Source organism: Kineobactrum salinum (assembly GCF_010669285.1).
Lineage (GTDB): Bacteria > Pseudomonadota > Gammaproteobacteria > Pseudomonadales > Halieaceae > Kineobactrum > Kineobactrum salinum.
Window position 1 is genome coordinate 3,709,182 of sequence record NZ_CP048711.1, and the last position, 22,977, is coordinate 3,732,158.

Below are 22,977 nucleotides of genomic sequence, written 5' to 3' on the forward strand. Positions count from 1 at the left end.
GCGGCCATCGCCGTGACGTCCTTGAAAATCTGTCACCGAGGTGCTTACAGGCGGGCAATGTGCTCCGCCTGACCGCGCAACTTGCCCAGCGCATGCTGCTGTGACTGCAGTTTGTCGCGCTCTTTGGCAACGACTTCCGCAGGCGCCTTGTCGACAAAAGCGCTGTTCCCCAATTTTTTCTCCAGCCGCGCCAGCTCGTTTTCGAGCTTGCCGATTTCCCGGTTCAGGCGCGCGAGTTCCTGATCCTTGTCTATCAGCCCGGCCATCGGCACCAGAATCTCCAGCTCCCCGACCAGCGCGGTGGCCGCAACCGGCGCTTCTTCGTCTGCCTTCAGCCAGTCTATGCGCTCCAGCCTGGCCAGTTTTTTCAGGTACGATGCATTGTCACGCAGCCGCCCGGCATCGCTGTCACTGCCATTTCTGCACAGCAGCGAGAGCAGGCGCCCGGGGGCGATGTTCATTTCTCCACGGATGTTCCGAACACCGACGATAATGCTTTTGAGCCATTCTATATCTGCATTTGCAGCGCTGTCTATGGCTTTGTCCTCGCTGTGGGGATAGGGCTGCAGCATGATGGTAGGACCGGATTTGCCGGCCAGCGGGGCGGCCCGCTGCCAGATCTCCTCGGTGATAAACGGCATGAACGGGTGCAACAGCCGCAACCAGGTTTCCAGCACCCGGATCAGGGTACGACGGGTGCCCCGCAGGGCCTCAGCACTGGCCTGATCGTCCCACAGGACCGGCTTGGACAGTTCCAGATACCAGTCGCAGTACTCATTCCAGATAAACTCATACAGCGCCTGGGTCGCATGGTCAAAGCGAAACTGGGTAATGGCATGCTCCACTTCGAGTGCGGTTTGCTGCAGACGCGACTGTATCCAGCGGTCAGCCAGGCTCAGTGTCACCGGCAGGCTGTCATCACTGCCGCAATCCTGTTGCTCGCAGTTCATCAAAACATAGCGCGCCGCGTTCCAGATCTTGTTGCAAAAGTTGCGATGGCCCTCGATGCGGCCGATGTCGAACCTGATGTCGCGGCCGGTGGAGGCCAGCGAGTAGAAGGTGAAGCGCAGCGCATCGGTGCCGTAGGACTCGATACCGTCGGGGAACTGGCGCCGGGTCGCCTGCTCGATCTTCCTGGCCAGCTGTGGCTGCATCAATCCGGCCGTGCGCTTGCCGACCAGGCTTTCCAGGTCGATGCCATCGATCAGGTCGATGGGATCCAGCACATTGCCCTTGGACTTGGACATTTTCTGGCCCTCGGCGTCGCGCACCAGACCGTGGACATAGACTTTGTGGAACGGCACTTCATCCATGAAATGCAGGGTCATCATGATCATTCTGGCGACCCAGAAAAAGATGATGTCGAAGCCGGTGACCAGCACCGAGCTGGGATGGAACAGTTTCAGATCCTGCGTCTGTTGCGGCCAGCCCTGGGTAGAGAAGGTCCACAGCGCGGAGGAGAACCAGGTGTCGAGCACGTCCTCGTCCTGGCGCAGGGTCACGCCGGCATCCAGCTGGTGGTCGCGGCGCACATCCGCCTCGCTGGCGCCGACGTAGATGTTGCCGGCCTCGTCGTACCAGGCCGGAATGCGGTGCCCCCACCACAGCTGGCGGCTGATGCACCAGTCCTGAATGTCGCGCATCCAGGCAAAATAAGTGTTCTCCCATTGTTTGGGCACAAACTCCACTGCGCCATTTTCGACGGCGGCGATCGCGGGCCCGGCCAGCTTGCGGGCATCGACGTACCACTGTTCGGTCAGCCAGGGTTCGATCACCACGCCGGAGCGGTCGCCGCGGGGAACCTTGAGTGTGTGATCGGCGACCTTGTCCAGCAGTCCCAGGGCCTGCAGGTCGGCTACCACCCGTTCGCGGGCGACGAAGCGGTCCAGTCCGCGATAGTCCGCCGGTGCGTTGTCGTTGATCACCGCATTCTGGTCGAGGATGTTGATCATTTGCAGGTTGTGGCGCTTGCCCATTTCGTAATCATTGAAATCGTGGGCGGGCGTGATCTTGACACAGCCAGTACCAAATTCGGGGTCTACATAGTCATCGGCGATGACTGGAATCTGGCGTCCGGTCAGGGGCAGCTCCACCAGCCGGCCAATCAGGTGGCGGTAGCGCTCGTCGTCCGGATGCACCGCGACTGCGGTATCGCCCAGCATGGTTTCCGGCCGGGTGGTGGCGACGATGACGTGGCCAGTGTCGCCGACCAGCGGATAGCGGAAGTGCCACAGCTGGCCCGGTTCTTCCTCGGCCATGACCTCGAGATCGGAAATCGCCGTATGCAGGGCCGGGTCCCAGTTCACCAGGCGCTGGCCACGGTAGATCAGGCCCTCGCGATACAGCCGAATGAACACTTCCTGGACCGCATGGCTCAGGCCCGCATCCATCGTAAAGCGCTCCCGCGACCAATCCAGCGATGCACCCAGGCGCCGCAGCTGGCGGGTGATTGTGCCACCGGACTCGCGCTTCCATTCCCAGACCTTCTCAATGAAGGCTTCGCGCCCCAGCTCGTGGCGGCTGCTGCCACTGGCCTCCAGCTGACGCTCAACCAGCATCTGGGTCGCGATGCCGGCGTGATCGGTGCCAACCTGCCACAGGGTGTTGTCGCCGCACATGCGGTGGTAGCGGATCAGGGCGTCCATGATGCTTTCCTGGAAGCCGTGGCCCATGTGCAGGCTGCCCGTCACATTGGGCGGCGGGATCATGATGCTGAAGGCCTTGTCGCCACCCTGGGGCTTGAAATAACCCGCGGCCTCCCAATGCTGATACCAGCGGGTTTCAATATTGGCAGGCTGGAATGTCTTGTCCATTACGTTGGCTGTCCGGGGTCGGAAAAGGGCGCGATTATACGCCTCAGAGGTCGTGTTTTTCCAATTGATAGCCGCGGGCCTTGTAGAAGCGCCAGGACTGGCGCTGGATCGCCAGGCTCTCGGCTTCCTGGGTGACGATTTCGGCCACCCGGTGAAAGCGGCTGAAAAAAGGCGGAATACCGGGCTGCAGGTTGATCAGCAGATCGGTGTGGGAGCCCGGGTCCTGCTCCCAGCCGATGGCTATCCGCTCGCAGCCCGCCACCCCGGGGAGTCCGTGAGGCAGGAAACTGGCGGGCCGAAACTCCCACAGCAATGCATCCAGCTGCCGGGCCTGGGACTCGTCGCAGGCATTGATGTAGATCCGGTGGCCGCGCTGGAAGGCCTTGTCTGCCAGGCGCGTCGCGACCTGCAGGCGGCCGCCGGGGTGGGTCGCCGCTACCACATAGAAGCCGACCCGGGTCACTTCAGGCTCCGGTCCGGTCCAGCAGATAGTGGGTGAGCAGTGCCACCGGGCGTCCCGTTGCGCCCTTGGGCGAGCTGTTCCAGCCGGCCCCGGCGATATCGAGGTGGGCCCATGGGTAGTCGTCGGTGAACTGAGCCAGGAAGCAGGCGGCGGTAACGCTGCCTGCCTCCGCCCCGCCGATATTGGCCAGATCGGCAAAATTGCTGTTGAGCTGCTTGCGGTATTCCTCCCACAGCGGCATGCGCCAGGCGCGGTCATGGCTGCTTTCGCCCGCGCTCAGCAACTGGGTGGCCAGCGCCTCGTCATTGGCATACAGTCCCGAGGCGTGAGAGCCCAGCGCAATGACGCAGGCGCCAGTGAGGGTGGCGATGTCGATCACGGCGGCGGGCTTGAAGCGGCCGGCGTAAGTCAGTGCATCGCACAGCACCAGGCGTCCCTCGGCATCGGTGTTTAGCACCTCAATGGTCTTGCCTGCCATGCTGGTTACCACATCCCCTGGCTTGGTGGCGCGTCCACTGGGCATGTTCTCCGCCGCGGCGATAACCGCGGTCACATTCAGCGGCAGACCCAGCTCGATCACCGCCTGCAGCGTACCCAGCACACTGGCTGCGCCACACATGTCGTATTTCATCTCGTCCATCTTGGCGCCCGGCTTCAGCGAGATGCCGCCGCTGTCAAAGGTAATGCCCTTGCCCACCAGGACGTAGGGCGCCGCTCCCGCCTTGCCGCCCCGGTATTCGAGCACAATCAGCTTGGCGGGTTGGTCGCTGCCGGCCGAGACTGACAGCAGTGCGCCCATGCCCAGCTCGCGCATCTTCTTTTCTTCGAGAATCTGGGCCCGCACCTTGCCCTTGCCGCGACCCAGCTTGCGGGCCTCTTTGGCGAGATAGCCCGGGGTACAGATATTGCCCGGCAGGTTGCCCAGCTCGCGGGCGTGATTGATGCCGCGGCCGATCGCGGCGCCAACATCCAGGGCCCGTTGCGCGGCACTTGTCGCCAGGGCCTTGCCGGGATTGACATACAGGCGCTGCAGCGTCATCGCCTCTTTGGGCTTGGATACAGTGGTCGTGTAGCGATAGGTGTGACTTACCAGACTGCGCGCGAGGTATTCCAGTACCCAGGCTAGATCCGCGTCACCGCCCTGCAGCTCCTGTCCATCCAGCAGCGCGTCCTTCGCACCGCTGTTGCCCAGGGCCGTGCACAGTGCCTGCACTGCTTCGCGCACGGTGGCGCGATCAAGCTTCTCGCGTTCGCCACAGCCCAGCAACAAAATCCTTGCGGCACTGCCGTGGCCGGGCAGCATCAGGGTCTGGCCGGCCTTGCCCTTGAAATCACCCAGCTTCAGAGCAGTGCTGATCGCTCCACCGGCGGCGCCGTCGAGAGCTTCGGCCGCGGCGGACAGCGTGCCGGCGAACACCGGGACGATGACGCACTGGCTTTTGGCCTTGACGATGGCCGCTGTCTGGCGGGCAGTGAAGCGTAGTGTTGTCGGCATGAGGTTCCCCTGTCAGTTTTTTGCGTGGCCCTAGTGTATGATGAGCGGCACCTAAACTGAACACCGGGCGCCATTTATTGGGCTACCAATGAAAATCCTTGGATACCTCGCACGCGATGTACTGCTGCATACTACGGCAGTGAGTTTCACCCTGCTGGTGATCATTTTCAGCGGGCGCTTCGTCAAATATCTGGCCGAGGCCGCGGTTGGCAATCTCGCGGCTGACATCCTGCTGCCGGTGATGTTCTTCCGCCTGCCTGGTTTCCTTGAGCTCATTTTGCCGCTGGGCCTGTTCATCGGCATCCTGATGGCCTACGGGCGCTTGTACGTTGAAAGCGAGATGGTGGTACTGGCGGCCTGTGGTGTCAGCCCGAGCCGGCTGGCGCTGTACACCCTGGTGCCGGCCGCATTAGTGATGGCTCTGGTGGCGTTGCTGAGCCTGTGGGTGACACCACTGGGAGCTACCCAGTCGAGAGCTCTGCTGGATGATCCGGGCGCCGCGCAGAGTCTGCAGACGCTGACGGAGGGGCGCTTCCAGAGGCGCAAGGACAGTGGGTTGGTGAGCTACGCACAGACCATATCGCCCGATACCGGCGTCATGCGTTCGGTTTTTCTGGCCCAGCAGGAAGGGGGGAAGGGGCGCAATCGCAGTTGGTGGTCACCTTTGCGGAAGAGGGCGAGATAGTGACTGATCCGCTGTCCGGGGCCCGCTATCTCGAGCTGCGCAACGGCTATCGCTACCAGGGGCTGCCCGGACGGCTGGATTACCAGGTAGTCCGGTTCGACAGCTTCGGCGAACGGATTCCCGAGCCCGAGGGCGGTATCCGCTCCGCCGCGCCAGTGGATGGTCGGCCCACTGCGGCATTGCTGGAGTCGGATCGCAGGGAAGACGTGGCGGCCCTGCACTGGCGCCTGTCGTTGCCGGCAACCGTGCCCATCGTGGCGATCATTGCCCTGTGTCTGAGCCGGACCGATCATCGGCGCGGCCGCTATATCAAGATGGCGCCGGCGTTCTTCCTCTATCTGGCCTACCTGATCCTGCTGAGCAATGGCCGCTCCTCCATGGAAGAGGGCGGCGGCCCATGGCTGCTGTGGCGGGTGCATCTGCTGTTCCTGCTACTGGCGGGAATGTTGCTTTACGGTGGCCGGATCTGGCAGCAGCTGCGTCACCGCCGTGGTGGAAGTGCGCGTGTACCTGCTTGACCGCTATATCGGCCACACCGTGCTCAGTGCCGTGGCGCTGGTATTGCTGGTGATCGTTGGTATTGATGCCATGTCAGCATTTATAGATGAGTCCGGCGATCTCAGCCCCAGCTATACCGTGACCGAGGCAGGTTTCTATGTGCTGCTGACGGTGCCGGGCCGGTTCTATGAATACATTCCCTTTGCGGCCCTGATCGGTTGCATGGTGGGCCTGGGGCAGCTGGCCAGTGCCAGCGAACTCGTGATCATGCGCGGTGCCGGGGTGTCCGTTGCGCGGCTGGTCTGGATTGTGATGAAGGCGGCGATTCTGGTGGCCCTGATCGGCTTTGTCCTGGGAGAATACATTGCCCCGAAGGCCGAGCAACTGGCGCAGAGCCGCCGCGCAATCGCTCTGAATCCGGGCGAGGGGGTTGCCGGCCGCTATGGGCTGTGGAACCGGGAAGGCAACAGCTTTTTGCATTTTAATGCGCTCGAGCCCGATGGTATCGTCTATGGGGTTACCCTGCTTCAGTTCGATGAGCGGCAACGCATGCAGTCTGCGCTGCGCGCACAGCGTGCCACCTTCGAGCAGGATCACTGGGTGATGGAGCAGGTGGTCAAGACCGATTTCAGCAGCTGGGCGACCAGCCAGAGCCATCACCCCACACTGCGCTGGGATACAGGCATCACACCGCAGCTGCTCACGATGGAGGTGGTGGCGCCCGAGCGGCTGCCGCTGCTGGACCTGTATCGCTACAGTCGCTATCTGCAGCAGCAGGGCCTGGAAGCCGACGATTTCGAGCTGGCGCTGTGGCGTAAACTGCTGCAGCCGCTGGCGATTGCCGGTCTGGTGCTGGTTGGCATCTCGTTCATTTTTGGCCCGCTGCGCGATGGCACCATGGGTTTGCGGATATTCGCGGGGGTTCTGGTGGGGATCGTGTTCCGGATCAGCCAGGATCTGCTCGGTCCGGCCAGCCTGGTGTTCGGGTTCTCGCCGATGTATGCAGCGCTGGTGCCGATTCTGATCTGCCTGGCGGCCGGTCTGTTGCTGCTTACCCGGACTCGCTGACAGGCTTGGCCTGCGCTGCCCGCTTGGCGGCTTTGGGCAGCAGCAGCAGTTCAGTGCCACTGAAGTAATCGTGCCAGTAGCGCCCGCGCCGGTCCACCAGACACCATGCGTAACCCAGGCCGAGACAGGCCGCCGACAGCAGGGCGCCAGCACAACGCAAGACGCAGCGACCCACCGTGGGAGGCGCGCCCGAGCTGTCCACCAGCTTTACCCGCCAGGCCTGCATGCCCAGGGTCTGGCCACTCTTGTGCCAGAAGGCGGTGCAGAAGGTCACCACGCAGCCGAATGCGATCAGCTGCACCCACTGCGGATGCAGCTGGTAATAGTCTCCCGCCGCGCTGTTGCCGCTCAACGCCATCGACACCACGGTGGCGAGCGCCACCGTGACACCAATCAACGGGATCACGAGCAGGGTGTCGTAAAGCAGGGCCAGTAAGCGTCGTGGCAGGGCGGGAGTGCCTGGGAGTGAGGATGTGGGCATGGTGCGCAGTCTAGCATCATGGCCGACGCGGGGGGAGTGTCGCTGCGGCGTAGCGGCCGCTCGACCGCGGCTATGGCTCCAGCCTGAGCTTGCCGGTGTCGGGGACCGCAACAGCCGGCCGGCGCCGGTACTTTTCCTCCAGCACATCGGCGCCGCTGGGGGCCAGTTCCAGGCCTGACAGGTCCAGGGCCGGCTCCGGCGCTTCGGCCCGGGCGCAGTCGCTGAAATCTGAATCGGGCGCTGCCAACAGGATTTCCGGGTCAATATTGACCGCTTCCGGCACGGGCTGCCGGGCGGCGGCCAGGGGCTCACCCAGGGCTGCCAGGCCGAGATGGCTCACATCGGGCGCCGCGGGTGGTGTGGCGCCGGTCGCGGCCAGGCGGGTGCCAGCGCTTGCCAGCTCGAAATCCGGTGCTTGTACCTGCGGCGCCGGAGTCTGGCTGCGCTCTCCGGGTCGCAATACCTCGGTGCCGGCCGGGGCGAGGGTGATTGCGTCCGTCGTCCCGGCAGCGGGGGGAGGACTGTCAACAGCGCTCTGCCTGACAAGCGGGCGGGCCCCGGCGCGTTCCAGGGCCTGTTTGTAGTGCAGCGCGGTGGCCTTGTCACAGTCGCGCTTGAGCAGTTGCAGCTTGCCGCTGAACAGTTTGTCCAGAGTCGCTTCGTCGGCCTTGAACAGCCGGGCCAGCCGCGCCCTGACCTCGGCACTGGTATGGCCGTCCAGCAGTTGACCATCGAAATAGATGTTGTAGCGCGGTTCCATGACTTGTCCCCTTGTTCGGATTCGCTTCCAGTATAGCCGCCGCGGGGGCGACGCGCCCGTTCGGGCCCAGCTTCAGGGGCGGCGCTGGACGCCCCCCGGTCAGCCCTATATCCTTGCCGCTCCTGTTGCAGCCAAGTACGCCGGACGTGCATCGACCCAGTCAGTCACCAACATTGTCAATAGCCAGAGGCCGCCAACCCGGGCCCTGGCTGACCCTGCTGTTGCTGAGCTGTTTCCTGACGGTACGGGGCCTGGCGCCGGCGGGCTTCATGCCCGCGTCCCTGGCCGCAGGTACACCATACGACTACTGCCACGGGGACAGCCGCAGCGCTCTGTTGCTGAAGGCGCTGGCCTCGCATCAGCATGCTCATCACGGTGCTGCGCATAACCACGACGATGCCACCGCGCAGGCCTTTGCCGACAATCATTGCGGCTTCTCTGCCGGTGTCGGGGTGGCGCCCGCGCCGGCGCTGGACCTTCCGCGGCTGGCCCGGAATGCCGTTCCGCCGGTTGCTGTCCCGGCATTTCTTCCCTCGCGGCAACGCGACTACCTGCAACCACCCTCGCGCGCACCGCCCGTCATCGACCTCGTTTAGCACGTTCACAACTTTATTCGCTTTGCGACGAGGCTTGCCTTGTCGTGGATTATCGACGGGCGGCTACCCTCCGTCCGGCGTATCTGCCGGACAGGACGGCAGTGGCCGTTCCATTATAGGAACTATCTGATGCACACTTTCCGCAAAACCCTGCTGGCCTCCGCCGGCCTTGTATCTCAACTCTCCGCGTCGCTGGCACTGGCGCATGCTGATAGCCCTGCCTATCTGCCTGAATCCCATGCTCCTGCGGGGGTGATGGCCGATCATCTGCATGCAACAGGCGAGTGGATGTTCGGCTATCGCTACATGCGCGAGGATCAGAAGGGCATGCGTCACGGCTCCGACAGGGTCGGTGCGGCCGAGCTGAGCGCAGCCGGTTACACCATGATGCCCACAGGCATGACCATGGACATGCACATGCTGGACATCATGTACGCCGTATCCGACGACCTGACGCTGATGCTGATGCCTCAGTACATGTCGATGGACATGTCGATGAAGGCGACCGCAACGGCCATGGATGGTACCGGTGACACCGGCGACGGACACGGCCAGCACGGCATGGCTGGCCATGACCACGGCACCTCGGGACTGGGCGATACCATTTTCGGTGGCCTGTTCCGCATTGCCGATGGCCAGGATTACCGGCTGCACTCGACGCTGGCTGTCAGTGTGCCGACAGGCTCGGTGAAGGAAAAGAACGCCGACGGCAGTTATGTCCACTACGGCATGCAACTGGGCAGTGGTACCTGGGACCTCCTGCCCTCCGTGACCTACAACGGAGGCCGGGACCGTTTGAGCTGGGGCGCCCAGCTCTCCGCACGCCTGCCCATGGAGAGTGAAAACGAAGCCGGTTTCGCATTTGGCGAGAAGTACGGCGCTACCACCTGGGGTGCCTACCGGGTGGCGGACTGGCTCAGCCTGTCGCTGCGCCTGCGCTACAGCAAGGAGGGCGATATCGACGGTCACTACAATGGGGCCCACAATCACGGTAGCCCGCCTGACCTGCAGGCCAACTACGGCGGCGAGTTTCTGGACTACGGCCTGGGCCTCAACCTGGCAATGCAGCAGGGTGTTGCCGCCGGGGTGCGCCTGGGCCTGGAGTGGACAGGCAAGATCAACGCCAACGTCAACGGCTACCAGCTCGATCGTGATGACGGCCTCAACCTGAGTCTGAGCTATGCTTTCTGACACGGCTTGACCCGCCGGAAATACCTGCCACGGTGCTTGCGTGAAATAAGCCCGCCCGGCGCCAGCGAAGTTCACCTTCATGTGTCCATCGCTGGTGCCCGCTTCGCTCTAAGTCAAGAATCGGCTTCACGCAGAAGCTAACCCATTTGCCACTTCCTGTGGGACACTTCAGCAAGTATTGGTCAATCGACGAATAAAGTGCAGTCTTTCCTGATTGCGCCGCCGCGATGTGCGCTGCAAATGGGGATTTCGCCAGGAGATATCCCGGACCGCAGCAGTGCGCGGCACCAGCTAATTATTCAAAGGGGAATTTAGCGTATGTCCAGATTCAAAACGTTGACGCAGTTGTATTCCTGCGGAATAGCCGCCGCGTTGGGTGTTGGCGCGACCGGGCAGGTCGCTGCCCAGATCGAGGAAGTGGTTGTCACCGCGCAGAAGCGGGCTCAGGGAATCAACGACCTGGGCATTACTGTCAACGCCTTTGCCGGGGAGACCCTGCGCGACCTCGGCATCCTTTCCGCGGAAGACATCGCGACCTACACGCCCGGACTTTCGGTGAACGCAGCCGGCGCCACCGGCGTCCCGGTCTATACCATCCGCGGCGTGGGCTTTCAGGATTTGACAACCTCGAGCTCCTCGACCGTGGGTATCTACTTTGATGAAGTCGCCATTCCCTACACGGTGATGTCGCGTGGTGCCCTGTTCGATATCCAGCGAGTCGAGGTACTGAAGGGCCCCCAGGGTGACCTGTATGGGCGCAACACGACTGCCGGGCAGATCAACTACATTTCCAACAAGCCCACCGACCAGTTTGAGGCCGGCATTCTGGGAAGTTATGGCCGCTTCCAGGAGCTTAATGTGGAGGGGCATGTCAGTGGCCCACTCACGGAAGGTGTGCAGGGGCGTTTTGCCTTTCGTACCGTCCAGTCCGGTGAAGGCTGGCAGAAAAGTCTGACCCGGCCCGGCGACACATTGGGTGAGAAGGACGTCATGGCCGTGCGTGGCCAGCTGAATTTTGACCTGAACCAGGACGCCAGCCTGCTGATCAGCGCCAGCTACGGTGACGACCGTTCCGACAATATGGCCCAAACGGCCTATGATGGCAGGGACATCGGTATCGAGGAGTTCAGTGTTCCCTACAATGGTCTGGACCAGTACCGCTTGCCCACGGGCAGCAATTTTGGCGAGACGCCACCCTGGTATTCCACAGGCGACAATCGCCGCGCGGACTGGACCAATGAGTGGACCAGCCCACTGAATGGCGAAACCGTCAGTCTCCGGCCCGAGCGCGACAACCAGCGCTACGGTATCTATGGCAAGCTGGAGTGGAACCTCGACTGGGCAACGCTGACCTCGATCACCAGCTACGATGAGTTCGAGCGCTCTGAAACCAATGACGTGGACGGAACGCATCTCTCGATTCAGGAAAATATCAACATCACCGATCTCTCCGTATTCTCGCAGGAGCTGCGCCTGTCGGGGGAGAGCAACAAGATGTTCTGGATTGCGGGGCTGTACTACTCGGAGGATGAAGTCGACGAGTTCTACAATTTCTTCATGCAGGACGCCCTGTTCGGTGATGGCGCAGCGGCCTGGGGCCTTCCCCTGCCTTTTGCCTCCAATCCCATTTATCGCCTGCACACCAAATACAAGCAGGAGACCGAGTCCGCCGCGGCCTTCGGCCGGGTTGAGTACCAGCTCACTGACCGGGTTCGCCTGACTCTGGGTGCCCGCTATACCGAAGAGAAACGCGACTGGGCCGGCTGTACTTTTGACGCCGGTGATGGCTCATTGGCCAGCTTCTGGAATGCCCAGTTTGGCAGCACCTTGCAGCCGGGCGACTGCGGCACACTCAACGATATCGCCGGCTCACCCACGAATATCTCGAGTGTGGCGGGTACGCCGCGTGTCAACGAAGCCTTCCAGGTCTTTGAAACCGATATCAGTACGGAGAAGTGGATGTGGCGTGCCGGTCTGGATTACGCATTCAGCGGGGATCTGCTGGGCTACGCGACGATCTCAACCGGCTTCAAGTCCGGTGGTTTCAATGGCAACAATTCCAACACCACGGCTCAGTTGCAGCCCTACAAGCCGGAAGAGCTGACCGCGTATGAGCTTGGCCTCAAGTCGACCCTGCTCGACGGCAATATGCAGCTGAACATTGCCGGCTTTTTCTATGATTATGAAGACAAGCAGGAGTCAGAGCGTTCCATTACACCGGTAGGCGCGATCGGTGGGCTGGGCAACGTGCCCAAGTCGGAAATCACCGGCCTTGAGTTCGATCTGCAGTGGACGCCGGTATCCGGTCTTGTCATTGCGGCCGGCGCCTCCTGGCTCGAGACCGAAATCAAGCGCTGGGACGCGGTCGTCGACGGCACCTTCGACTTTGCCACCGGACAGGTGAGTGAAGTGATCACGGTGGATGCTTCTGGTCAGGAGCTGCCCCAGGCACCCGAGCTTTCCTACAATATTCTGGCGACCTACGAATGGAGCGTGGGCAACGGCCTGGTGGCGAGTATCAGTGGTGACATGAACTACACTGATGACATGCCCGACCCGGTGCGTCCCCAGAACTCGGTTGAGTCCTATACACTCTATAACGCCCGACTTGGCCTGGGCAACGCGGCGGGTGATTGGCGCGCCCTGTTGTGGTCGCGCAATCTCACCGATGAGTACTACTATCCGGCGGCATTCGGCGGTGTCAACGGAGGCTTCGCGCGCTCCGTTGGCATGCCCCGTACCTACGGCGTCTCGCTCGAGTACAATTTCTGACGGGACAGGATGTCTGAGCGGGACCATCGTCACTGCCGCAGCTGTCGCTGCGGCTTTTCGCATACGCAAGGACTGATCATGAGGGCAATCTGAGATGCGCAATATCTTCGCGTGGCGTCCTGCGCCGGGAACCGGCACCCGCCTGTCGGTGTTCGCGGCAATCCTGCTGTCATTATCGGCTCGCGCCGGGGCGGCCGATCAGTTGTTCACCAATGGCAAGGTGTATACCCAGGATCCGCAGCAGCCCTGGGTCGAAGCCTTTGTGGTGCGCGACGGCAAATATCTGTTTGCGGGGTCGGAAGCCAGGGCGCGCGAGCTTCTACGCCAGGGCCATGCCGAAACAGATCTGGAGAACCGCTTCGTCATGCCGGCCCTGATCGATGCGCATCTGCACCCCGTGCGCGGCGGTACCTCGAATCTGTATGAGTGCCAGTTTCCCTTCAGTGCCGGCCCCGCAGATGTGCAGGATGCCATCGCCCGCTGTGTGGCAGACAATCCCGATGCCGTGTGGATTCTCGGGGACAGTGGGACAGCGGTTTCTTTGAGCGCTTCGATATACCCTCACCGCGGCGTTTTCTTGACGAGGTGTCTGGCGACAAGGCGATAGTCCTGAGCGACGACAGCCATCACAACGGCTGGGCCAACAGCAGGGCGCTGGAACTCGCCGGCGTCACGGCAGATACCCCGGATCCTTCCGGGGGCAGCTATGGCCGCGAGCCGGGGTCGGATAAACCCAATGGATTGTTGTTTGAAGCGGCAAAATACGATGTCTTTGCCCTGCTTCCGGAGTGGACCCCGGACCAGCTGAAGGCGGGTGCCTTCGAAGCTGTACGGGTGGCAAACCGGTATGGCGTGGTGGGCATCAAGGACGCCAATGCGACTACCGAGGTACTGGCGGCTTATGATGCAGTGGTGCGTGCAGGCGGCGCCAGCACCTATATCGCTGCGGCCATTGCGACACCGCGGGGCCGCGACGGGGCGGCGCTGGACTATGAGCAGCTGGATGCGGCCCGGGACCGGTATCACAGTGACGAACTCGATGTCCGCTATGTCAAGCTGTACCTGGATGGTGTGCCGACCGCATCGCGTACCGCAGCCATGCTGGAGGACTACCTGCCCGCCACTGCGGGAGGGGCGACCCACAACGGCAAGATTCACATCAGTCCCGAACAGCTTTTTACCGATATTCTCGAGCTTGATCGTCGCGGCTATACGGTCAAGATCCACACGGCGGGTGACCGTGCCGTGCGCGTGGCGCTCGATGCGATCGCCCGGGTGCGCGAGGCCAACGGTGACAGCGGCTTGCGGCACGAACTGGCGCATGCCGGTTATATTGCCCCGCAGGATCTGCCGCGGTTCAAGAAACTGGATGTCGTGGCAGACCTGTCGCCCTACCTGTGGTATCCCTCGGGTATCATGGAGTCCATTGTGGGGGCCCTCGGGGACAGGGGGGAGCGCTACTGGCCGGTGCGGGACCTCCTGGATGCGGAAGCTCCTGTGCTTGCCGGGTCCGACTGGCCGGCCGGGGTTCAGACCATGAACCCCTGGGAAGGCATTGAGGCGATAGTGACGCGCCGCCATCCGCAGGACAGCTATCCCGGCACGTTGTGGCAATCCCAGGCGATCACTCTGGCAGAAGCTCTGCTCATTTTCACCCAGTCCGGTGCCCGCGCGCTGAGGCTGGAGGGACAGACCGGAATGATTCGGGGCGGTCAGTCGGCAGATTTTGTCGTGCTGGAGGAATCGCTTTTCGATATTCCCGTTGACGCGATCAGCGACACCGAAGTGATGCAAACCGTGTTCCAGGGGCGAGTGGTCTATGAGCAATGACCAGCTGGCACTGCGCCCACGTTCGGTGACCAGCACGGCCAGGCGGGGCCGGACACCGATGTATTTCCTGTATGGCTGCATTCTTGCCTGCACTCTGGTGGCGACTGCCGATGTGGCGCGCGGCCATACCACAGGACATCCCGAAGGGCCGCTGGGAAAGATCAGCCATGCCTGGCAGCCTGACCCGGCGATAGCCTCGGTATTCTCGCTGAACTTCGATTTTCACGCCGGAGCCAATGTGGTCAATTGGACACCCGCGGCAGAAATGATTGAAGTGGAGGGACGCGACTGCATACGCAGTGGCTACATCCTGTTTGATGTGGACGATGACGTGGTATTTGATGCCGATGCGTCAATCAATGTCGAGATGGAGTTCTACCGGCCGCAAACCGACGGCTTTGTCCTGTCCTGGGACCACGCGGTAGTACCCCATGCGGTGGAGCACAGCTTCGGGGAAGCTGACACCAGCAGCCCCTGGCACCGGGTATCGATGACCCTGGACAGGGCGCGGTTTGCCAACCGCAAGTACTATGGCAGTGACCTGGGCATTGCGGGAATCGGCAGCCAGCTGCATCACCCGGAAGGCAGTGGCCAGGTGGTACTGTGCGATATTTCGCTGAACATTCCCGATGAGCTCAATACCGCGGTTGCCGATGCTTCGGTGGAGCTGCGGGTGCGGGACGAGAAAGGCCAGCCCACTGCTGCGCGGGTCGGGATCTATCGGCAGGATGGCTGGCAACCGCGGGTGGCCGATGCGGCCCTGGAGTTGCGCCGTTACACGGAAGATACCCGCACCCTGCCGCTCGTTGCCGTGCCGGCAAGCTGGCCCGAGCATGGGCGTTATGTGTTTTTTGCCGACGGAGACTACAAGGGTTCCCTGCCGTCCGGTGACTACGAACTCGTGGTAATGAAAGGGCCGGAATATCGCATGGTACGCCGCCCGTTCTCGGTCGAACCGGGTCAGAGCACCGTGCTTGATGTACAGCTCGCGCGCTGGTCCGATCCGCGCGCGGACGGCTGGCTCTCCGGTGATGTTCATATTCATATCGGGCGTGAAGATGCGAACGACAATGCCGGGGTTCTCAATTTCATGCGGGCTGAAGACCTGCGGGTAGCGAATCTGCTGCAGATGGGCAACCTGCATGACTCCTATTTCAGGCAATACGCTTTTGGTGAAGCGGGCGTACACCGCGAGGATGACTACTTTCTCGTCTCCGGCCAGGAATCTCCCCGCACCTCGCACCGCGGTCACAGTATTGGTCTCAATACCCGGCGCTTTCACTGGCCGCAGGCAGAATACTTTTTCTATGATCGCACTTCCGACGCGATCCGTGAGGAAGGGGGCCTTTGGGGCTACGCCCACGTCGCGATCGAGGCATTCAATATGCACTACGGCCTGGCGCTGGATGTGCCCAGGGGCAAGGTCGATTTCATCGAAATGATGCAATACGGGGTGATGAATACCGCGTATTTCTACGACTTTCTGAATATGGGGTATCGTCTGCTGCCGGCGGCCGGATCAGACTATCCCTATATCGGTTTTCCGGGCGCTGAGCGTCTGTACGTCCATACCCCCGAGCTGCGCTCAGCCCAGGACTGGTTTGATGCCCTGCGCCAGCAGCGTTCCTATGTCACCAACTGGATGACCCTGGAGCTGTCGGTGAATGGCGATACCCGCAGCAGTGAATTCGCCGTCAAGCAGAATGAGACGCTGAAAGTCAGTGCCAGCGTATCCGTCAACCCGGATTTCGATACCATGGACCGTGTTGAACTGGTGAGGCAGGGAGAGGTCGTCGCCCGGGCCGAGGCCCGGGGCGACGGTATCACCGAGCTGGCGATCGATCATGCTTGGAACGCCGTAAGCTCGGGTTGGTTTGCCGTGCGCGCCTATGGCCGCAGCGGGGCATTGCTGCATTCTGCGCCACTGTATGTGTTCGTCGATGGCAACCGGGATTTTTCGGATCCCGAGCAGCGCGGGCCGTTGGCGCAGAAGTACCGTGAGCTGCTGCTGGAGTTCCGCGACTCGACGCCAGACCTCGCCGAGGAATGGGAGCGTCACGATGTCGAGACTGAGGTGCACGCTGCCTGGGACCGCGCCCAACCGCAGTTGCGCAGGGCCATCGCCGAGGCATTGCGCGAGTACGACAGGCTGATCGGGCAGTAACTTGCCGCCAGGGCCTTTGCGGAACAGATATTTTATGTTTAAAATGTTTGTTCCGAATGCGAGGCACAGGCTATGTGGAAACCACCGCAGCGAATCAAGTACACCGCCGTTGAAGAGGACTGGCCCAGCCGCTCCGAAGCCCGCGACAGCCTGCTGTTTTCACCCCTGCAGGTCGGCCCGGTAACACTGGAGCAGCGCACCTGGGTGCCGGCCATGGTGCCCTGGCGCTCGAACGAGGCGGGCGAGGTCACCGAGGACGTGCTGCAGTGGTACCGGCGCTTTGCCCTGGGCAAGCCCGGGGTGATCGTGGTCGAAGCCACCGGCATTCGCGATATTCCCAGCGGGCCGCTGCTGCGGATCGGCGATGACCGCTGTATTCCCGGACTGAAACAATTGGCGGAGGTGGTGCGCGAAGCCAGCGAGGGCCGCACCCGGTTGTTTATCCAGCTGATTGATTTCCTGACCATTCGCCGTCGTCCCGACCCCGAAAAATACCTGCGGCGCTTCCTGCAGATTGAAGACAGGCATCGCGCCGCATTGGACATGGCGAAGTCCAGTGAAGAAGCCGTGCGGAACCGGCTGCTGGAACTGGCGCCCGAAGAGCTGCAGCAGCTGTTGTCCGCCAAGGAGTGGGAGGATATGCAACAGGGCTACCGCGAGCGTGTCACTGATACCCATATCCCCGCGATCGCCGAATTGCCGCAAACCCTGCCAGAACTGTTCTCCAGCGCCGCGGCCCGTGCAGAGGCGGCGGGCTTTGACGGCGTGGAGCTGCATTATGCCCACGCCTACACGATGGCCTCCTTCCTGTCGCCCACCAACACCCGCGACGATGGCTACGGTGGCGGGCGGGAACAGCGGATACGGTTGCCGCTGGAGGTCTATCGGGCGGTGCGGGACGCTACCGGAGCGGATTTTGCCGTCGGCTGTCGCTTCCTCAGCGACGAAATCATCGACGACGGCAACCGGGTCGATGACGCCTGCTTTTTTGCCTCCCGCTTTGCCGAGGCGGGGATGGACTTCCTGTCGCTGTCCCGCGGTGGCAAGTTCGACGATGCCAAACAGCCCAAGGTGGGTTGGGCAGCCTATCCCTACACCGGCAGGAGTGGCTATGAGTGCATGCCCGGCTATATCTCCGATCCACAGGGTCCATTCGGCCGCAATATCGAGCCGGTCGCCGCCATCCGCGAGGCTCTGCGTAGCGCCAATCAACAGACGCCGGTGGTGGTGGCAGGGGGGATTTTCAGCTTCAACAAGGCCGAACAGATATTGCAGCAGGGACAGGCCGATATCATAGGTTTTGCCCGCCAGGCACTGGCGGACCCGGACTGGTTCGAGAAAGTGCGCACCGGTTATGGTCCGGAGGTGATCATCTGCCGCTACAGTAACTACTGCGAGGGCCTTGACCAGAAGCACAAACAGGTGACCTGCGAGCTGTGGGACCGGCTCGACCTGGACGAACCCGGTATTGCCAAAAGCCACGATGGCAAACGCCGGCTGCTGGCGCCGCTCTGGTCGCCGGGAGAAGGCTGAGAGCACTTCATCCAGTCCTGCGGTGTCACTTATGTGCCGGATGTCGGTATCGGCCCGAAACCTGGAAAGCGTGCTGCAAAACCCTTGCCGGCGGCAGGCATGGGGCCGTTGCCCGCCTTCAGGGTACTGGTGATATGGTGCATCGAGGGCTGCGCCAGGGTCTTGTACATGGCTCCGGTCAGTGCCTGGGCCTCGGCGCCGGGCCAGCCGGGAGGCAGCAATTCCTCCGGCAGCGGTGTGTCATGCAGCAGTACTCTGCGGTAGTCATGGATCAGCAGGGTGCGAATGATGAAGGCGGTCTCCGGGGTGAGCGTCTGCTCCTGTTGCAGCCATTTGTACAGGGGCTTGAAGTCACCCAGAAACGCCCGGTAGGCGGCGGCCGTCTGCTCCAGTTGCCAGCATTCGTGCACCATTTTGCGCAGCAATTGGGGCGAGGCCAGCCTGGAACTGGTGGCATCGAATACCATGACCTTGTCGCTGGCGTCGAATTCTTCCAGGGTCTCGCGCAGGGCGCGGCCCCCGGCCCCCGGCTTGGCAAAGGTGCCATTGGCAATGTTGCGAAAGCCCTGCCAGCCCAGGCTGCGGCGGAAGTCCTCCCGATCCCGGTCGGGAATGGCCAGCGGCACCAGGATTTGCCAGTGTCCCTCCCAGGAGGTGTCCTCGGTGGCATAGATACGGCGGGCCGCGCGCTCGTACTCGGCATTGCCGTGAGTGCTGAAACGGTAGTAGCTGCGTCGCCCGACCCGCTCCGCCTCCAGCCAACCTTCCTTCACCAGCCGGAATACCGAAGTCCGCACCAGGCGCTCATTGACTCCCAGCGGAGCCAGTGCCTGTACCAGACTGCCCAGCCAGATGGTATGACCGTGCTGGGAGACCACATCGCCGAACAGGGTGATGATCAGCGAGGTACTGCGCATGGGTTTGCGGGCCAGAAAGCGGGTCAGCAGGCGCCGGAGCGCGGCGGGTTTTGACAAATGGATTCCTCCCCGACAGGGTGATGGTGGTGCCCATTGGGGCCAGACGGAATACTACCTCAGCCGCGACAGGATAACATGTCGCGCAAGCTGCCCTTTCCTTTGTGTGATGGGCAATTTATGATACAAAAATATTGAGATGTTGGTGTAAATTGTATTATATTAAAACACTGCCATCCCCTGGAATTGCTATCAATTCAACGACCACTCTGGAGTCGCCATGAGCACCGAACCCTGCCTGGATCCGCTGCATCCGATCGAAACCGCCAGTCTTGACGAGTTGCGCAGCTTGCAACTGGAGCGGTTGCAAAAGAGCCTGCGGCATGCCTATGCCAACTCACCGGTCTACCGGGCCAAGTTCGACGAGCGTGGTGTGCATCCGGACGACCTGCACTCGCTGGCGGACCTGGCGCGGTTCCCTTTCACCACCAAGGATGATTTGCGCGACAATTACCCGTTCGGCATGTTTGCAGTGCCGATGGAACAGGTGGTGCGTATCCATGCCTCCAGTGGTACCACCGGCAAGCCGACGGTGGTGGGCTACACCCGGGGCGACATTGAAGTCTGGTCTGACGTGGTGGCCCGTTCGATCCGCGCCGCGGGGGGAAGAGCCTCGGACAAGGTGCATGTATCCTACGGTTATGGCCTGTTCACTGGCGGGCTGGGCGCGCATTATGGGGCTGAACGCCTGGGCTGTACCGTGATCCCGATGTCCGGTGGCCAGACAGAGAAGCAGGTGCAGTTGATTCGTGATTTTGACCCGGACATCATCATGGTGACACCGAGTTACATGATGAATATAGCCGATGAGATGGACCGCCAGCAGGTGGATACCCGCAAGCTCTCCCTGCGGGTGGGTATCTTCGGCGCCGAACCCTGGACCGATGCCATGCGCCGGGAAATGGAGCAGCGCCTGAACCTGGATGCAGTCGACATCTATGGCCTGTCCGAGGTGATGGGGCCCGGCGTGGCGCAGGAATGTCTGGAGAGCAAGGATGGTCCCACCATTTGGGAGGACCATTTCTACCCCGAGATCATCGACCCGGAAACCGGCGAAGTCCTGCCTGACGGGGAGGAGGGCGAACTGGTCTTCACCAGCCTGACGAAGGAGGCGATGCCGATGATACGGTATCGCACCCGCGACCTGACCCGGCTGTTGCCAGGCTCTGCCCGCAGCATGCGCCGGATGGCAAAAATCACCGGCCGCAGCGATGACATGCTGATCATTCGCGGGGTCAATGTGTTTCCCACCCAGGTGGAGGAGCAGTTGCTGGCGGTGCCCGGCTTGTCGCCTCACTACTTCATCGAGGTCAACAAGGACGGACACCTGGATACCATGGAAGTGCATGTGGAGATGGTGGTGGAAACCTCCGCCGCGGACATGCAACTGGCTGCCGGCGCACTGCAGCATCGGATCAAGTCGATGATCGGGATTTCCACCACCGTGCGGCCCCATGCCCCCGGGTCATACCGCGTTCCGAGGGCAAGGCCAAACGGGTATTTGACAAGCGGCGGTAGCGGGGCGGCGAAAGCCTCCCCCGCCAGCAGTACTAAAGCCCTAGTTCAACGCTCCGAAACTGCTGTCGTCCTGCGCCAGCCGAAGCAGCAGCGGCGCTGGCTCCCAGCAATCATCGCCGGTCAACAGTTTCAGTTCCCGCAACCGCTGCACTACTACCGGCAAGCCCAGGCTGTCCGCGTAGAACATCGGGCCGCCGCGCCAGGCCGGGAAACCATAGCCATTGAGATAGACCACGTCGACATCACTGGGTCGGGCGGCGATTCCTTCCGCCAGCAGTGCGGCGCCCTCGTTGACCAGCGCCAGCACCAGTCTATCGACAATTTCCCCGTTGTCGATCTCGCGCCGGGAAACCTGCCACTGGGCGGCAATCTGTTCGCTCAGCGCCGCCACCTCCGGGTCGGCCTCGCGAGCCCGGGTCTGGGGATCATAGCGATAATAGCCTGCTCCTGACTTCTGCCCCAGGCGTTCCATTTCCACCAGCGTGTCGGCGAGAGCGAATTCCATCAGCGAGCGCGGCTCGATGCCCTGATCGCGCCGCGAGCGGTAGCCGATGTCCAGTCCCGCCAGGTCGCCCACAGCCAGTGGCCCCATTGCCATGCCCCAGTCCTCCATTGCACCATCGATCTGCTGTGGCGTGGCGCCTTCCAACAGCAGCAGCTGCGCCTGGCGGGCATAGGCCTTGAGCATGCGGTTGCCGACAAAGCCGTGGCAGACGCCCACTGCGACCGGAACCTTGCCGATTTTCCTGGCCAGCTGCATGAATGTCTGTACCACGTCGGGTGCGGTCCTGGCGCCTCGCACCACTTCCAGCAATTTCATCACATTGGCAGGGCTGAAGAAGTGCGCGCCGATTACATCTTCGGGCCGGCCGGTGATCGCGGCAATTGCGTCGACATCGAGATAGGAGGTGTTGGTGGCAAGAATACAGCCGGGCTTGCAGCTGGCATCGAGCTTGCGGAATACCTGCTGCTTTACCTCCATGTTTTCGAACACCGCCTCGATCACCAGATCAACATCGGCGATGTCCGCATAATCGATAGTGCCACTGATGTTGGCGCGGTAGTTCGCGACCTGCTGCTCGCTGAAACGGCCCCGCTTCACCGAGGTGGCGTAGTTCTGTTCGATCCGGGCGATGCCGTTGCTCAGGTATTCGTCGCTGGTCTCCACCAGCGTCACCGGAATGCCGGCATTGGCAAAGCACATGGCGATGCCGCCGCCCATGGTGCCGGCGCCGATGATCGCGACCCGCTCGATCGGGCGGCGGGGCGTGTCGGCCGGAATGTCCGGCAGTTTGGTGGTGGCCCGCTCGGCGAAAAACACATGGCGCAGCGCGGCGGACTGCGGGGAATTCAGGCACTCGACGAAGCGTTCCCGTTCCTTTGCCTGGCCTTCCTCGATCGACGCGGTCAGTGCCAGTTCGACCAGTTCCGCGATATAACCCGGCGCCAGTTGGCCCCGGGTCTTGCGCGCGTTTTTCTGGCGGTGGCTGGTGAAGAAGTCCGCGGCGGCGGGAGGGGCCACCGGGAGCTGGCCGGTGGGGCGCACCGGTGCTCCCTTCGCCAGCAGTTCCCGGGCCCAGCTGATCGCCGCTTCGGGCAGCTCGCCTTCCAGCAAGCGGTCCACCAGGCCCAGTTGCAGTGCCTGGTCGGCGGCAATCGGGTTACCGCTGCTCATCATCGCCAGTGCCTGCTCGACCCCGATCAGGCGGGGCAGGCGCTGGGTGCCGCCCGCGCCTGGCAGCAGGCCCAGCTTGACTTCGGGCAATCCCAGGCGGGTGCCGGCAGGGCCGCACGGTAGTGGGCTGCCAGTGCCAGTTCCAGCCCGCCACCCAGCGCGGTGCCGTGCAGTGCCACCGCCACCGGCTTGGAAAACTGCTCCAGGGCGGCAATCAGCTCTGGCAGGCTGGGTGCCTGTGGCGGCTTGCCGAACTCGGTGATGTCGGCACCGGCGATAAAAGTACGGCCCCGGCACAGGATCAGCAGCAACTGGCTGTCGTCCTCGCCTGCCTGCTGCAGGACACTCATCAACCCTGCCCGCAGCGCGTGGGACAGCGCATTCACCGGGGGTTGTCGATCTGGATGAGGCCCAGCCCCTGTTCCAGCTGGTAGCTCACAACGTTTTCGTTCATGGGTTCT

Annotated in this window: 18 protein-coding genes and 1 pseudogene; 11 read left to right on the top strand and 8 right to left on the bottom strand. The window is 62.4% G+C overall.

Annotated elements, in window-relative coordinates; genetic code table 11:
• Window positions 1-44 precede the first annotated feature (44 nt).
• From G3T16_RS16540 to G3T16_RS16550, 3 genes are read right to left on the bottom strand one after another with little or no spacing between them, the layout of a single operon-like run.
• Window positions 45-2,813, bottom strand: coding sequence for a valine--tRNA ligase (locus G3T16_RS16540; protein ID WP_163496197.1), 2,769 nt, complete (start codon window positions 2,811-2,813; stop codon window positions 45-47).
• Window positions 2,814-2,856: 43 nt separating this feature from the next.
• On the bottom strand, window positions 2,857-3,276 hold the full coding sequence (locus G3T16_RS16545; protein ID WP_163496198.1) for a DNA polymerase III subunit chi: 420 nt from the start codon (window positions 3,274-3,276) through the stop codon (window positions 2,857-2,859).
• Between the two features lies 1 nt (window position 3,277).
• Complete coding sequence (locus tag G3T16_RS16550) at window positions 3,278-4,771, bottom strand: leucyl aminopeptidase (RefSeq protein WP_163496199.1); 1,494 nt, start codon at window positions 4,769-4,771, stop codon at window positions 3,278-3,280.
• Between the two features lie 88 nt (window positions 4,772-4,859).
• On the opposite strand from G3T16_RS16550, the gene G3T16_RS22570 reads away from it, so the two are divergent.
• The 3 genes from G3T16_RS22570 to lptG are packed head-to-tail and all read left to right on the top strand — an operon-like array spanning window position 4,860 to window position 7,022.
• On the top strand, window positions 4,860-5,456 hold the full coding sequence (locus G3T16_RS22570) for an LptF/LptG family permease (RefSeq protein WP_269473237.1): 597 nt from the start codon (window positions 4,860-4,862) through the stop codon (window positions 5,454-5,456).
• Complete coding sequence (locus G3T16_RS22575) at window positions 5,456-5,974, top strand: LptF/LptG family permease (protein ID WP_269473238.1); 519 nt, start codon at window positions 5,456-5,458, stop codon at window positions 5,972-5,974. Before G3T16_RS22570 ends, G3T16_RS22575 begins: the two co-directional genes overlap by 1 nt.
• Window positions 5,913-7,022 carry an LPS export ABC transporter permease LptG gene (lptG, locus tag G3T16_RS16560; RefSeq protein ID WP_232059129.1) on the top strand — a complete coding sequence of 370 codons (1,110 nt, stop codon included), beginning with the start codon at window positions 5,913-5,915 and terminating at the stop codon, window positions 7,020-7,022. The genes G3T16_RS22575 and lptG overlap by 62 nt, the downstream gene beginning before the upstream one ends.
• Here the strand turns inward: lptG and G3T16_RS16565 are convergent.
• Together G3T16_RS16565 and G3T16_RS16570 are read right to left on the bottom strand one after the other, a co-directional pair.
• Window positions 7,006-7,503 carry an RDD family protein gene (locus G3T16_RS16565; RefSeq protein WP_163496201.1) on the bottom strand — a complete coding sequence of 166 codons (498 nt, stop codon included), beginning with the start codon at window positions 7,501-7,503 and terminating at the stop codon, window positions 7,006-7,008. The two genes, lptG and G3T16_RS16565, sit on opposite strands and share 17 nt — an antisense overlap.
• A gap of 70 nt (window positions 7,504-7,573) precedes the next feature.
• Window positions 7,574-8,263: a hypothetical protein gene (locus tag G3T16_RS16570; RefSeq protein WP_163496202.1), complete on the bottom strand. Its 690-nt coding sequence runs from the start codon at window positions 8,261-8,263 to the stop codon at window positions 7,574-7,576.
• A gap of 173 nt (window positions 8,264-8,436) precedes the next feature.
• Here G3T16_RS16570 and G3T16_RS16575 point away from each other — a divergent pair, with 173 nt between their 5' ends.
• From G3T16_RS16575 to G3T16_RS16605, 7 genes are all read left to right on the top strand, one after another.
• Window positions 8,437-8,859: a DUF2946 family protein gene (locus G3T16_RS16575; protein ID WP_163496203.1), complete on the top strand. Its 423-nt coding sequence runs from the start codon at window positions 8,437-8,439 to the stop codon at window positions 8,857-8,859.
• A 129-nt stretch (window positions 8,860-8,988) separates the two neighbouring features.
• Window positions 8,989-10,050 carry a hypothetical protein gene (locus G3T16_RS16580; RefSeq protein WP_163496204.1) on the top strand — a complete coding sequence of 354 codons (1,062 nt, stop codon included), beginning with the start codon at window positions 8,989-8,991 and terminating at the stop codon, window positions 10,048-10,050.
• Window positions 10,051-10,368: 318 nt separating this feature from the next.
• A complete protein-coding gene (locus tag G3T16_RS16585) occupies window positions 10,369-12,822 on the top strand; it encodes a TonB-dependent receptor (protein ID WP_163496205.1) in 2,454 nt (817 codons plus the stop codon).
• Window positions 12,823-12,916: 94 nt separating this feature from the next.
• Window positions 12,917-13,429: an amidohydrolase family protein gene (locus G3T16_RS16590; RefSeq protein WP_163496206.1), complete on the top strand. Its 513-nt coding sequence runs from the start codon at window positions 12,917-12,919 to the stop codon at window positions 13,427-13,429.
• Entirely contained in the window at window positions 13,330-14,652 is a 1,323-nt protein-coding gene (locus G3T16_RS16595) for an amidohydrolase (protein WP_163496207.1), read from the top strand. The genes G3T16_RS16590 and G3T16_RS16595 overlap by 100 nt, the downstream gene beginning before the upstream one ends.
• Window positions 14,642-16,816, top strand: coding sequence for a CehA/McbA family metallohydrolase (locus G3T16_RS16600; RefSeq protein WP_163496208.1), 2,175 nt, complete (start codon window positions 14,642-14,644; stop codon window positions 16,814-16,816). The genes G3T16_RS16595 and G3T16_RS16600 overlap by 11 nt, the downstream gene beginning before the upstream one ends.
• A 72-nt stretch (window positions 16,817-16,888) precedes the next feature.
• Window positions 16,889-18,349, top strand: a complete 1,461-nt coding sequence (locus G3T16_RS16605; RefSeq protein WP_163496209.1) for an NADH:flavin oxidoreductase — start codon at window positions 16,889-16,891, stop codon at window positions 18,347-18,349.
• A 29-nt stretch (window positions 18,350-18,378) separates the two neighbouring features.
• On the opposite strand, the gene paaX is transcribed toward G3T16_RS16605, so the two are convergent.
• Window positions 18,379-19,323, bottom strand: a complete 945-nt coding sequence (gene paaX, locus G3T16_RS16610) for a phenylacetic acid degradation operon negative regulatory protein PaaX (protein ID WP_163496210.1) — start codon at window positions 19,321-19,323, stop codon at window positions 18,379-18,381.
• 220 nt (window positions 19,324-19,543) lie between these two features.
• On the opposite strand from paaX, the pseudogene paaK reads away from it, so the two are divergent.
• A pseudogene (gene paaK / locus G3T16_RS16615) lies at window positions 19,544-20,734 on the top strand (phenylacetate--CoA ligase PaaK); the annotation flags it as partial.
• Between the two features lie 147 nt (window positions 20,735-20,881).
• Here the strand turns inward: paaK and G3T16_RS16620 are convergent.
• Both G3T16_RS16620 and G3T16_RS22865 read right to left on the bottom strand, forming a co-directional pair.
• A complete protein-coding gene (locus tag G3T16_RS16620) occupies window positions 20,882-22,606 on the bottom strand; it encodes a 3-hydroxyacyl-CoA dehydrogenase NAD-binding domain-containing protein (protein ID WP_332102836.1) in 1,725 nt (574 codons plus the stop codon).
• A complete protein-coding gene (locus tag G3T16_RS22865; protein WP_332102837.1) occupies window positions 22,543-22,902 on the bottom strand; it encodes an enoyl-CoA hydratase-related protein in 360 nt (119 codons plus the stop codon). The genes G3T16_RS16620 and G3T16_RS22865 overlap by 64 nt, the downstream gene beginning before the upstream one ends.
• Window positions 22,903-22,977: the final 75 nt, after the last annotated feature.